The sequence below is a fragment of the Lysinibacillus mangiferihumi genome (assembly GCF_003049665.1).
In the GTDB taxonomy this organism is placed as follows: domain Bacteria; phylum Bacillota; class Bacilli; order Bacillales_A; family Planococcaceae; genus Lysinibacillus; species Lysinibacillus mangiferihumi.
In genome coordinates, this window is sequence record NZ_PYWM01000056.1 from 1 (window position 1) to 12,655 (window position 12,655).

Consider the following 12,655-nt stretch of genomic DNA (forward strand, 5'->3'; position numbering starts at 1 on the left):
GAATACCCGCGAAAGTAGAACGTTTATCCGCGGAACGAGGGAGAATACCCGCGTAAGCAGCTTGTTTACCCGCGGAACGCAGGAGAATACCCGCGAAAGCAGAACGTTTATCCGCGGAACGAAGTTGAATACCCGCGAAAGCAAAACGTTTACCCGCGAAGCAAAGATAAACCTCTGATAAACATAACTTCAAACATTCAACCTTCCCCAATTTCCCCCAAAATAGCATTATAAAAACGGTTTCATATATTCTATTAAATTATCAGGAAGATAGTAGATTCTATTTTTATAAGTACCAGTGCTAGGAAATTGAAATTTCCGCAATAAACGATTCGCAGCATCGCTAGAAGTGATACCGAAAAACGCACGCAATTGACTATTGGTGATTGTACGACTTACGAGCAATCGATAATCTTGCAAGGCTTCTGCAAAAATTCCGCTGCTTGTATAGTGACAAGCTAGACACTTCCAACCGCCTCTGTAAAAGTGCATCTGATTTTTGTATCGGCATTTTGGACAAAGTACGCCATGTCGGAATCTCGAAGTATCTATACGAGGGAGTATTTCTTGTGGTTGATGCTGCGCTCTAATTAGTTGTACAAAACGGGTTAATTGCTCATTCGTTAAAATAGGTGTTGGGTACTTGTCAAAAAGAGTTTGGATATGACTTTGTAGCCCTGACACATGGAAAATAGGGACGGATTTTGGATGATTCGCAATTATAGCTGATGGATTAGACAAAATAACTGCACCTTCAATGGGGAGAGAATAATTTTTAAATATAATTTTAATGAATTGCATATGACGTTGAATTTGCGTAATGGGATTTGCAAAACCTTCCACTGTGCCATCAGATTTTGTGCGTGTTCATTGATGCGTCGTAGCATCAAAATCCAGACGACCGTGTATATTTTTAATTTCCACAACGAACATAAAATGCTTACAAATAAAGAGTGTATCAACTTGGTGAAAATGCTGTGCTGCATTGACAAGTACAACATTATGCAATACAGAAAAAGTATTTGGACATACTAATTCATGCCATTCCCGATCTACTCGCTTTTCGCCAGCAAAGCCAGCATCAAGTCTTCGAAATTGCTCGCTATAATAGTTAGCATCTCGATCTCCATCACACAAGCGTCGTAGTAAAGCCTCATACCATAACAACTTTAACGGCTTCTCACGTATGACTAAATTCATTGACGTTCACCCCTATGTTTTTTACACCATATTTTATCCAAAAATCTCAAACTGTCCAGTACAAAAAAACGATACGTCCTCAAACGTATCGCTCATTCATCATTTTTAAGTTTTGGTCGCTCTTTCATTCCTTTTGAGAAGCGGTCTAGTAATTCTACTTGTGAAACACCTTCTGTTAAAAGATCAGCAAGTAATTGTTCAGCGTATTTAGAACGCTTAATTTTTAACGTCCCTTTTAAAAGCACAGAAACATGCTCGCCAATTTCTTGGACAGTATGCACAACTACCCGAAATGGAGCTGGTTCATTATCAGGAAATGAAATAACTGCACGAACATCAACTACTGTAGCATTCGCTAATAACTCATCAAAAATCGGACGATATTGCCGATCGATAAACAATTCAAGAATCCAAGATTGATGGCTGTTTTCCTGGTTAATAATAATGCCATCGACTAAAGGAAATGCTTGCATGCCATCTTGAGTGACAAGGTCAAAAGAAAGCATTTTAAATGTTTTCATTATGTATCCTCCTAAGTCGGTCATTCCTTTTAGTATAACATAATCAATTACAGCTAAGACTGTCTTCTTAAAATATGAAAAGATGCTAAATTTAACTTTTTAAAAATGAGCTGTAACACTTACTGCCATCTGACTTCTACACAATAAAAAAACCTAACAAACAAAAAGATAACTGATAAAAAAATTATTTTCTCATTTAAAAATGAGCTAAAAAACAAAAATCGAGTTTTGCCAAAATTGAATAGCCTCTTGTAAGATGAGGGCAATTAAACACAAAGGAGGTGAATCAATGAACCAAGTCGGACTGGTTGGAAGATTAACAAAAGATCCTGTGTTACGACAACTATCTAGAAATCGTGTCCAATCTCATTTTTCCCTTGCCATAAATCGCAATTACAAAAACAGTCGTGGAGAAGTAGAGACTGACTTTATTCTTTGTACAGTATGGGGAAAACTGGCAGACCATATTGTGAAGTTTTGCGGTAAAGGCTCATTAATTGGCATAAATGGACGTATTCAATCTAGATCCTTTATGAATGAGCACAGCACTAAGATTTATATGACAGAAGTGGTTGTAGAAGATGTTCGCTTCTATAGGCTGAAACAGCCAGATAATGATGGGAGCACATTGCCACCATCGTCATCGGTCGAGCAGGAGATCATTAAAGATTTTGTGTTACCAAAGAAAGAATTGCAATTACCAGTAGTATAACCGACTATCGCAATACATACGGAGCAAAGCTAAACATTTACGCAATTCGCCATTCTCCTATAAAATGCTTAGACTTGCACCGTAATCATTTTAGTTAGAAAGGGGCGTTGTGGACTATCATATCATTTATCGTTGCTGAAGACCGCACAGCAATGATTATTTCACACAACTAAATAGAAATATGAAGTAAGTAGGAAAGAAGTAAACATTGTTCACGAATAGTTGCTAAAGAAAAGAGCGCCAAGAACGTTAAAGCTCTTGGCGCATCTTTAAGACTAATAATCGAGTGAAATCAAATCTCGAAGCTCATCATCATCTAGCTCCGTTAACCACTGGCTTGATTGAATGAGTTCTTCTGATAATGCAGATTTCTGCGCCAGCATCTTATCAATTTTTTCTTCTATCGTCCCAATCGTGACAAACTTATGCACTTGCACAAATTGCGTTTGCCCAATTCGATATGCACGGTCTGTTGCTTGATTTTCAACAGCAGGATTCCACCAACGATCGGCATGTAGTACGTGGTTTGCAGCAGTTAAATTTAACCCTGTTCCTCCAGCCTTTAATGAGAGGATAAAAATAGGGAATTCTCCTGCCTGAAAAGCCTCCACCAATCGGTCACGCTGCTGTTTAGGCATGGCGCCCGTTAAAAATGGTGCATCGACATTATAAATTTCACTGAAACAATGCTGAAGTAATTGGCCCATTCCAATATATTGCGTAAAAATAAGGCACTGTTCACCATTATCGACGATTTCCGCTGCCATTTGTACAATACGCTCTAATTTGACTGAGCGTGTCAGCATCGTTGCTGCATCCTCAAAAGGTTCCTTTAAATAAAGAGCAGGATGATTACATAATTGCTTCAATTTACTTAGCATCTTTAAGACGCGCCCTTTTTTCTGAAAGCCCGTTAATTGCTCTAGCTGATCCAACGTTTCTAAAATATAGCCCTCATATAGGGAAGCTTGCTCTGCCGTTAAGGCGCAGTACGCATGAGACTCTTGCTTATCAGGTAAATTAAGCTGTAAATTTGGATCTCGCTTTGTACGACGAAGTAAAAACGGTTGAATTTTTGCCCGTAGCTTTTGTTTATGTGGTTCGGATTCATCGCGCTCAATAGGCAAAATAAATTGTTCGTTAAAGCGGCCAAAGCTACCTAAATAACCTTTATGAATAAAGTCAAAAATTGCCCAAAGTTCCGATAATCGATTTTCAACAGGCGTTCCTGTTAAAGCAATATGATGACTACCATGTAATTTGCGAATCGAACGAGATTGTAAAGTCTGCATATTTTTAATATTTTGTGCCTCGTCTAATACAACAGTTGCCCAATCAATTGCTTGTAAAAATTCAGCATCCTGTGACACAGTTCCATAGGTAGATAAAATAACATGCGGTTTTTCTTGTTCAATAAGTCGAACAAATGCATCTTCTTTCGTCCGATTTGCTTGATAATGCGTATGCACAGTTAAAGATGGAGCAAAGCGGTCAAGCTCCTTTTGCCAGTTACCAAGGACCGAAGTTGGGCAAATAATAATGGATGGTTCTTTGGCATCCGTTGTGTCATAGACATGCAACAAGTAAGAAATAAGCTGAACAGTTTTGCCGAGTCCCATATCATCAGCGAGACAGGCACCAAAACCTTGCTCACGCATAAAGACTAGCCATTCAAAACCTTCTTGCTGATAAGGACGTAAGCTAGCATTTAATGAAAGAGGGACTGGAACTGCTGGAAGACCTTTTTTCTCCTGAAGCTGTTCCATATACGATTTTAAAGATTGCTGGAGCTCAAATGCAAAAATTGGATCATCGCGCAACGCATCATCAGCATCTTCCTCTTCTAGCGGAGAAAGATCTTCAGGTAACTCACGGAACAATAGTTCACGAACAGTCCAGCTTTCATTTTCAGCCTGTTGCATTAAAGCACGCATTTCTTGCATCCAGTTGGCATCCACTCGGAACCATTCCGTACCAATACGAATAAATTCACGTTTTTCATCGACAAGCTTTTTAAACTGCTCAGCAGAAATTGATTCACCGTTCATAGAAAATTGCCATTTAAACGTTAAAATATCATCGAGTCCAGCAACTTTTTTTGTTGATATATTGCCTGTGCTAACACGTACACGCATTTTGGATTGCTTTAAATCTTTTAGCCAAGCGGGTAGCACAACATCAAAACCAAGTGCCTGTAATCGGGCTAGGTCTTCACGTAAAAATGTGCGAACCTCCAAATCGTCAAGTGTAGCATGAATGAAAATATCAGATTGTAAATTTTCAATGGAAAGGAGTTCTACAATCTGCGTTTGCTGTTGTTCAATCTCTAGTGCAAATGGCTGCCATTTTGTTGGTAGCGCGTCGGCTAGCGGTAGTAATTTTTTTCGAACAGCCGGTGTCCAGTAATTTTTTGTTGTCACTGTACTAAGCACCGTTTCCAAAAGCCAGACTTCCGAATCTTCCTCAGGCTCACTTAAACGTAGAGAGACAGTAACGGCCCCAGCTTGACGGTCCTGCTCTAATGGCCAACCACCGCGAATGAAAAATGGAAGGAGCTTCGGTATATCAGACACCAATAACCCAGCGTGTGTTAGTTTTTGCTGCACAGCTACTTCCAATAATGCGGTATCTACTCCGTCTATAGTAAATGACAAGGAGGAAAAATCATCTGCAATAACGGCGTATGACCAAAGGATAGGGTCTTGCCAATATTGCTGTAACATTTGTGCGTGTTCAATCAATGCACTACTGTCAGCATCAATCCCTTGCCATCTAATAAACGGGTGCTGATAGCGTGGAGAAAAGATATCGAGTAGTTCTGCACTAGAAATATCGATAGAAATGTCTGTACGACTGGTCATTAAGCCATAAGTATTTGCTTCATAGTTAAAAAATAATGAAGAAATCAGTGTGTCAACATCGATTGCTGCACCACTTGTAGTAAAACCCCGCACCGTATAATTGCCATTTTGAGCTGATTCAATACGTAACTGTTGTTTTTTCGTAAACGGAGAGGGAGCATGTAATGTCATCATACTAAGTTTCCTTTCTCAATTTCTTCCTGAAGTGCACGAAGTCGTTTATATTCTGCGCGGATTGTTTGCATGTAATTTTCAAAATAAGCAACTTTTCCTGCTCTTTTTGCGGCACTCCGCATACTTTTCCAAATACGTACAGCTTGCTTATAATTCATACGAGATTTTTGCGTAATCTCTGCCATTGCATAGACGTGATACAAAGGTAAAACAGCTGCTGGAGCTAGGTGTAGAACATCTTTTAATCCACACATTTCTAGATAAGAAAAAGAGGAAAGATTTAATTGATGCAATGCTGCCCATTCTCGATAGCGCTCTTTTCGTATAAGGAAAAACGAATAGGGCTGTAGTCCATACACACCAAATGCGCTATAAAGTGTTGTTTCTTCTTCTTCCGTTAATTGTATATCTTCATATAACAACTGAAATTGCCGTACGTATTGAGCTCGCTGTACGACGGGCACAGTTTCCTGTAAAAAAGCTTCAGCAAATGGAAGCATGGCACGTAAAATGAATGCTTGTGAATGTGACTCGCCAGCACGCTTAGCAAAAGTGGCTAACTCAAACAAATCTTGCATTTGTGGTAAGGAAATATGCGCAATGCTTTCCTGTAATAACTGTTCTTTTTGTAATAACACGTAAAATAACAGCTTTAATGACTGTAAAGAAATCTCGGGGGAAACTTCTTCAAGATTGTTAATAAGTGTTAGCTCCTGTTCACGTCGAGGCTTCTCATAAAAAAGCACTGCCCACAGTAGCATATAGATTTGTAATCGACTAGCAAACAGCCCTTCACGTTCTAGTAAAAATTTACGGACAATTTCTTGAAGTGCATTATAAAATGGATCAGTTGCAAAAAGTCGAGAACGATTCGTTAATTCAGTTAATATACTTTCAAATGACTGCACGCTTTGATCGATAAAGTATTTCATATAAGGTGAGTCTAATGAATGACCTTGCGTATTATTTAAATGCCGCCAAATTGCATTAAAAATCGAAAGTTCGATAAATAGCTTATACAGTGGCTGCCATTCACGTTCAAATGGCATATGCTTGCGCAGCCGTTCCAATGCATCAGAACGAATTGCTGAAAGTCCATAGCCTTCCAAAATACGACCGGATGGCAACAGACGTTTCATTACTTCGTCGACCATTAGCTGCCAGCTTTCAGGGCTACGTTCGTCCGCTAATGATTTTAACTGCACAGATTTTTGAGCACGCCATGCACCTGACCAGTTTTGTACAGAATCAAAATACTGATAGAGAGCAAGTAATGCGCCAACTTGATGACGACACCATTTTAGTTGGGGACAGTTACAGCTTAGAGTCCCATGAGCAAAATCAATTTCTACAGTTGCAGGTCTCACATCCTGTACACTTGCATATAATATAGAACTTGCTCCATTAAAACGTTCAAATACGATGGATTTGTTTCGTACAGAAAATACAGCACGACGCACAAGCTCCTCGTCTTCGCTAGAGGACGGATGTAATTCCTGCTCAGCTTCTTTTAATTTAGCAAGTATAAATGGTTGATGTTCCTTAGCTAGTTGCGAAATAGACAAAGCCATAACCTCACTCCTCTCAATTGCATTGGCCAATGACTTTAGCTTTATTTAGATGATTGAATGTCATCTTTCGTGGGAAGAAAAAAAGACTGTCTTTCCATTATACGATTAAAATACAGACATGATAAGCTGAATGATTAGAAAGAAAAAATTTGAGGATAAGATAGTTAACAAGATACATGATTTGTGTTAAAATCTGAATAATCAGATAATAAGGAGGGATAAAGGATGATGCAAGTTCAGTATATGAAGCCGTTTTACACGAAAATCTCTGGAGATAAATTGCGTCTCGTATTTGCTTATCAATATTTCTCAATTTTAAAAGAGAATGAGATTTTTCATTTCATTCCAATCGAAGGGAAAGAGATGATTATTAACTTGCATACACAACAAATCGAAAATTTATCTGAGGTATTTGTTTTCCAAAAGGGAAATCGTTTTATCCGATTACCACTCTATCAACTATTACTCATTACCAATGTGCATGAACATTTAACGCCAATTCTTGAAAGCGCTACACCAAAGTTGCCACTGTTACCCCTTGTCTCTTCTGCAACTGTAGGTGAGATTGATCAGTTGATCGCTGAAATTGAATGCAGAAACATTGATTATTTAATAGACCAAGCATTAGCAGATTACAATGAAGCGCTCTTTTTTGAGCTACTACATCAAAAGAGCACGCATTTCGGAGGTTTCGAAAATTGAATACTCGGTACATCAAATGAGCACCCACTTTTCAAGAAAGAGAAGCGGGTGCTTTAACAGTTTTATAGATAGAAAACTTCAATTATTTGGTTTATTTACCAATTCAACTTTAAGGAAGTAATCACAAACCGATATAACTAATAATACTTTTAGCATGGGGGTGGGGGAATGCTTGGTAATTGGTCTGCTACAGGGTTATCTATATTAAGTAACATGAATAGGCACTATAATGCTATGAGCAAGTCGATGTTGCGAATTTCTACTGGCTATCGGATTAATAGTGCAGCTGATGATCCGGCTGGTCTTGCGATATCCGAGAAAATGCGTGCTCAAATTCGCGGTTTGAATATGGCGTCAAAAAATATACAGGACGGTATTTCACTTGTGCAAACGGCAGAGGGCGCACTAAACGAAACGCATGCCATGATTCAACGAATGCGGGAACTTGCAGTACAAGCATCTAATGACACATTAACCGATAGTGATCGACATCAGCTCGATTTAGAATTTCAGGAACTAAAAAAAGAAATCCAACGTATTTCTAAAGATACCGAATTTAATACGAAGACATTATTAAATGGTGATTATTCAACAAATGGTCTCAAGATTCAAGCGGGTGCAAACGCTGGTCAAACCATCGAGTTGTCCATTAACGATATGGGGGCAGTGGCGCTTGGGTTGGACGCCACGACTTCTATTGCAACACGGGATGATGCCAATAATGCGATTTCTAAGATGGATGATGCATTGAAACGGGTATCTTCGGAGCGTTCTCGTTTGGGCGCTTATCAAAATCGCCTAGAGCATGCCTATAATGCAAACGTCAATACAGCAGAGAACTTAACCGCAGCGGAATCACGAATTCGCGATGCTGACATTGCGAAGGAAATGATGAATATGGTAAAGTCGCAAATATTGCTTCAAGCAGGCCAATATGTTCTAGCATTGCATATGCAGCAGGCACAATCTGTTTTAAAGTTACTAGAAAGCGGAACAATGAGGAATCCCCGATACTAATGGAGATTCCTTTTTGTGTGATTACATTTTAGTTTTCTCCTTAAAAAACATGGCAAATTTTTAATTTCAAGCAAGCTATTTTTTCGCGCTTGTTTTGCTGTTATAGTAAATAGAAAAGGAGTGAAGTTATTGATAGTAAAGCCTTTCGCACCGTCGTCTTTGACATTGGGATTGCAAGCACTTGTTCGTCGATTGCCTCCTTCACATTCGCAGTACATAACGTACCAACAGGAACTTAAAAATAAGGAAGCGGGCGATTTTGCAGAACAATATATTTTGAAAGAACTACAAAAGTTACCGCAGCTTAGTGACTGTCACCTTTTCCACAATGTTATACTTCCTACAATCCTCCCCATGCAAATGGATATATTAATTATTACAGCCAGCGGCATCATTATATTAGAAATAAAAAATATACGGGGAACTGTCCATTTTAAAAATAATCCACGTCAGTTAATACGTACTACTGATAATGGAGAGGTTCAAGCATTTACACATCCTGAAATTCAATTGGAGCAGTATATCCAGGCAATGCATCATTTTCTTAACGAGCATCATATGGCGGTACCAATTTATGGAGCCATTGTTTTTCCTTTTAATAATGTAGCAATCCATCGTGAGGGTGAAGGACTGCCAATAGTCATGGGCAGAGAACTTCCAATATATCTGCACAAAATCATCGAGAAAAATATGGGGATAGCTACGAACGAAATAACAAACATTATTTTGTCACAATTACAACACAGAAATCCATTTCCGCTTTGCCGCTATTATCAACTAGATGTTAACGCTTTGCAAAGAGGTGTTTATTGCGAAAATTGTGGTCACTTTGGCATGGAAAAGTTAAAAAGAACGTGGTTTTGCCGAAGATGTCAGCATCAATGTACGTCTGCACATAGACAAGCATTGAAAGATTATTACATGCTTGTTGGAGATACGATCACGAACAAGGAATGTCGTGCGTTTTTAATGCTTGAATGCAAACATGTCACAAAACGATTATTGCAAAAAACATTCCAAACATGCTGTAAGTCAGGCAAACTTACAAAGTACGATTTGTCGAGTTTATTGGAAACGCCACTAAAATTTTAGATATCGCCACAAAATGCTCATGAATCGCCACAAAACGTACAGATAGCGCCACAAAACCTTAAACAATCGCCACTAGAAACCCACGAATTTACAAAATCGCACACAGAAAATACTGTAAAATAACAAATTGATTCACACTTTCCCTTGAAAGATGTATACTATAATGCAGAACAAAAATGCAATTTTGCATTTATAGACCATATAACAATTTACTACTCGTTTTTGAAACGGAAGGAAGAATAGAGAATGACGAAATCAATTTGTGTCGTTGGACTTGGCTATATCGGATTACCAACGGCTGTAATGTTTGCCAACCACGGCATAAAAGTACATGGGGTGGACGTAAACCCAGCAGCAGTAAAAAGTATTCAAGAGAAAAAGCTTCATATTGAAGAAAACGGTTTACAAGAACGCCTAAACAAAGCAGTAGATGAAGGATTCTTAACAGCATCAACAACACCACAAGAAGCAGATGTTTTCATTGTAGCTGTTCCATCACCAATCAATAATGACAATACAGCGAATTTGGAATATGTACGTCAAGCAACGGCATCTATTGTGCCTTATGTAAGAAAAGGGAACTTAGTAATTCTTGAATCCACAGTTCCACCGAAAACAGTAGAACACATTATGCTACCAGAGCTAATTAAAGCAAACTTAGAGTTCGGTGTTGATTTATTTGTAGCGCATTCACCAGAGCGCGTTATTCCAGGTCGTATTTTTGAAGAATTAGTGAACAACGACCGTATCGTTGGTGGGATTGATCCAGTATCTGCACAAATGACAAAAGAGCTTTACCAAACATTTGTAAATGGCACAATTCATCTAACAGATGCTACAACGGCTGAATTAGTAAAAGTAATGGAAAACACATACCGTGATGTCAATATCGCGTTTGCCAATGAATTAGCAAAAATGGCTGAAAAATTAGACGTGAACATTTGGGAAGCCATTAAATTTGCTAACTACCACCCACGTGTAAATGTTCACTTCCCAGGTCCTGGTGTAGGTGGTCACTGTATCGCTGTTGACCCATGGTTCCTTGTAGAGCTAGGTGGCGAACAAGCACAAATTATTCATCTGTCTCGTAATACAAATGACAGCATGCCTAGCTATACGGCACAAAGAACACAAGCCATTTTAAACGAAAACAAAATCGCAGGTGGGAAAGTAGCAGTTCTTGGACTAGCCTTCAAAGGAAACGTTGATGATATGCGTGAAAGCCCATCAACAATCGTCATTGATGAGCTACAAAACCTAGGCTTAGAAGTGATTTCTTACGATCCGCACATTAAAGAAAACAAACATGCTACACAAACACAAAGCTTAGAAGAAGCTACTAAAGATGCAGACATCATCGTTGTACTAACAGACCACAATGAGTTCAAAGCAATGGATGCAGCAGCTATCACAGTGAAAACAAAAATCGTCTTCGATACGAAAAACTGCTTAAACCGTGATAAATGGCAAGAAGCTGGCTTCCAGTTCCACTTACTAGGGGATGCGAAAAACCGATGAAAGAAACAGTACTTGGCATTAACGTCAATACAGAAGGTTACGATGAATTAATGGATATGGCATTCGAGCGCATTGAAAAGAAACAAAAAGCGCTCGTCGTTGCCATTAATCCAGAAAAAATTATTAAAGCAAAAGAAGACCCTGCACTAAAGAAGCTATTAAATGAAGCAGAATTTCAAATTCCAGATGGGATTGGTGTTATTCTTGCTTCTAAAATTCAAAAAGGGCAAATTCGTGAACGTGTTACAGGCGTTGATATGATGATGAAGCTTTGTGAAGAAGCGGCAAAACGAGGCAAGCCTATTTTCCTGTATGGAGGCAAACCTGGTGTAGCTGATGCAGCACAAGCAAAGCTAAAATCACTATTTCCTTCTATTAAAATAGTCGGCACACAGGACGGCTATGAAAAAGACGAGCAGAAGGTCATTGATCGTATTAATGAAGCGCAACCGGATTTACTATTTGTAGCAATGGGTAGTCCAAAACAGGAAAATTGGATTAACGCCAATCGTGACCGATTGCACCCAACGATTTATCAAGGTGTTGGTGGATCATTCGATGTGTTGGCAGGTACAGTAAAACGTGCACCAGAAATTTTCCAAAAATTTGGTCTTGAATGGTTTTACCGATTAATGAAAGAACCTAAGCGTATCAAGCGTCAAATCGCTTTACCACTTTTTTTATTGGAAGTGGCTAGGCAAAAACGGCAATAATTTTTAAAAATTGGTATTGTCGTTTTAATTTGAAAGTGTTAGACTGTAGGTGTATAGGAATTTCCTCTATGAAATAAATAGAATTCCCTGCAAGGAAACAACGGTTGGTAGCCCAAGCGAAAAAAGCTCAAGCATTTATATGCTTGAGCTTTTTTCGTTCCCTGATTTAACTTAATTATCCATTATTTCATAAGATTATAGAAAATATGAACAAGGAATGATAGAAAATTAGATTTTGTTGGTAAAGTTGCATATTTTCACTTGAAAAAAACTGTAGGATAAACGACAATGGTAAAAGAGAGTTCGATGTCCACTATTTTCCGGAAACGAATTAGTAATTTTCCCAAAATATGATTGACAACTTTTAGGGATACAACTATACTTTTATGTGTAGTTGTTTATTTACTACATAACTATGTAGTAGAGACATAATTTTTGAACTTAGAGGAGGAAATTTTTCTATGGCTAACCAACCAAAGAAATACAAAAAATTCGTAGCGACGGCAGCAACGGCAACATTAGTAGCATCTGCTATCGTACCAGTGGCTTCTGCAGCAGGATTTTCAGATGTAGC

12 protein-coding genes are annotated in these 12,655 nt (G+C 38.6%); 6 read left to right on the forward strand and 6 right to left on the reverse strand.

The genetic code is table 11. The features are described from left to right. From C9J37_RS29230 to C9J37_RS26215, 4 genes are all read right to left on the reverse strand, one after another. A partial coding sequence (locus C9J37_RS29230; RefSeq protein WP_235617250.1) for a hypothetical protein occupies nt 1-193 on the reverse strand: 193 nt, incomplete at its 3' end. A 35-nt stretch (nt 194-228) separates the two neighbouring features. Then, a complete protein-coding gene (locus C9J37_RS29235; protein ID WP_235617251.1) occupies nt 229-843 on the reverse strand; it encodes a transposase in 615 nt (204 codons plus the stop codon). Between the two features lie 24 nt (nt 844-867). Further along, nucleotides 868-1,200, reverse strand: a complete 333-nt coding sequence (locus C9J37_RS29240) for a nuclease-related domain-containing protein (RefSeq protein ID WP_235617252.1) — start codon at nt 1,198-1,200, stop codon at nt 868-870. 92 nt (nt 1,201-1,292) lie between these two features. After that, the gene (locus C9J37_RS26215) at nt 1,293-1,721 is read right to left on the reverse strand and encodes a YwpF family protein (protein WP_103977440.1); all 429 of its coding nucleotides are present in this window, start codon (nt 1,719-1,721) and stop codon (nt 1,293-1,295) included. A 289-nt stretch (nt 1,722-2,010) separates the two neighbouring features. Here C9J37_RS26215 and C9J37_RS26220 point away from each other — a divergent pair, with 289 nt between their 5' ends. Next, nucleotides 2,011-2,433 (forward strand): single-stranded DNA-binding protein, encoded by a 423-nt coding sequence (locus C9J37_RS26220; protein WP_107897750.1) that lies wholly within the window; start codon nt 2,011-2,013, stop codon nt 2,431-2,433. Between the two features lie 275 nt (nt 2,434-2,708). On the opposite strand, the gene C9J37_RS26225 is transcribed toward C9J37_RS26220, so the two are convergent. Beyond that, nucleotides 2,709-5,468, reverse strand: coding sequence for a DEAD/DEAH box helicase (locus C9J37_RS26225; protein WP_107897751.1), 2,760 nt, complete (start codon nt 5,466-5,468; stop codon nt 2,709-2,711). Further along, nucleotides 5,465-7,039 carry a hypothetical protein gene (locus C9J37_RS26230; protein WP_107897752.1) on the reverse strand — a complete coding sequence of 525 codons (1,575 nt, stop codon included), beginning with the start codon at nt 7,037-7,039 and terminating at the stop codon, nt 5,465-5,467. The genes C9J37_RS26225 and C9J37_RS26230 overlap by 4 nt, the downstream gene beginning before the upstream one ends. A gap of 225 nt (nt 7,040-7,264) precedes the next feature. Between C9J37_RS26230 and C9J37_RS26235 the strand changes: the two genes are divergently transcribed. The 5 genes from C9J37_RS26235 to C9J37_RS26255 all read left to right on the forward strand — a co-directional run bounded on the left by C9J37_RS26235 (nt 7,265) and on the right by C9J37_RS26255 (nt 12,081). Next, the gene (locus tag C9J37_RS26235) at nt 7,265-7,741 is read left to right on the forward strand and encodes a transcriptional regulator (protein WP_107897753.1); all 477 of its coding nucleotides are present in this window, start codon (nt 7,265-7,267) and stop codon (nt 7,739-7,741) included. 168 nt (nt 7,742-7,909) lie between these two features. After that, nucleotides 7,910-8,758: a flagellin N-terminal helical domain-containing protein gene (locus C9J37_RS26240; protein ID WP_107897754.1), complete on the forward strand. Its 849-nt coding sequence runs from the start codon at nt 7,910-7,912 to the stop codon at nt 8,756-8,758. Between the two features lie 129 nt (nt 8,759-8,887). Then, a complete protein-coding gene (locus C9J37_RS26245; RefSeq protein WP_167397444.1) occupies nt 8,888-9,850 on the forward strand; it encodes a nuclease-related domain-containing protein in 963 nt (320 codons plus the stop codon). 246 nt (nt 9,851-10,096) lie between these two features. Continuing rightward, nucleotides 10,097-11,368: a nucleotide sugar dehydrogenase gene (locus C9J37_RS26250; protein ID WP_107897756.1), complete on the forward strand. Its 1,272-nt coding sequence runs from the start codon at nt 10,097-10,099 to the stop codon at nt 11,366-11,368. After that, a complete protein-coding gene (locus C9J37_RS26255; RefSeq protein ID WP_024362931.1) occupies nt 11,365-12,081 on the forward strand; it encodes a WecB/TagA/CpsF family glycosyltransferase in 717 nt (238 codons plus the stop codon). Before C9J37_RS26250 ends, C9J37_RS26255 begins: the two co-directional genes overlap by 4 nt. The last annotated feature ends 574 nt before the right edge of the window (nt 12,082-12,655 follow it).

Excerpts from the sequence above, each read along its gene's own strand:
- C9J37_RS26235 (WP_107897753.1), top strand. The coding sequence starts at position 7,265 with ATGATGCAAGTTCAGTATATGAAGCCGTTTTACACGAAAATCTCTGGA.
- C9J37_RS26250 (WP_107897756.1), top strand. The coding sequence starts at position 10,097 with ATGACGAAATCAATTTGTGTCGTTGGACTTGGCTATATCGGATTACCA.
- C9J37_RS29240 (WP_235617252.1), bottom strand. The coding sequence starts at position 1,200 with ATGAATTTAGTCATACGTGAGAAGCCGTTAAAGTTGTTATGGTATGAG.
- C9J37_RS26225 (WP_107897751.1), bottom strand. The coding sequence starts at position 5,468 with ATGATGACATTACATGCTCCCTCTCCGTTTACGAAAAAACAACAGTTA.
- C9J37_RS26220 (WP_107897750.1), top strand. The coding sequence starts at position 2,011 with ATGAACCAAGTCGGACTGGTTGGAAGATTAACAAAAGATCCTGTGTTA.
- C9J37_RS26215 (WP_103977440.1), bottom strand. The coding sequence starts at position 1,721 with ATGAAAACATTTAAAATGCTTTCTTTTGACCTTGTCACTCAAGATGGC.
- C9J37_RS26230 (WP_107897752.1), bottom strand. The coding sequence starts at position 7,039 with ATGGCTTTGTCTATTTCGCAACTAGCTAAGGAACATCAACCATTTATA.
- C9J37_RS26255 (WP_024362931.1), top strand. The coding sequence starts at position 11,365 with ATGAAAGAAACAGTACTTGGCATTAACGTCAATACAGAAGGTTACGAT.
- C9J37_RS26240 (WP_107897754.1), top strand. The coding sequence starts at position 7,910 with ATGCTTGGTAATTGGTCTGCTACAGGGTTATCTATATTAAGTAACATG.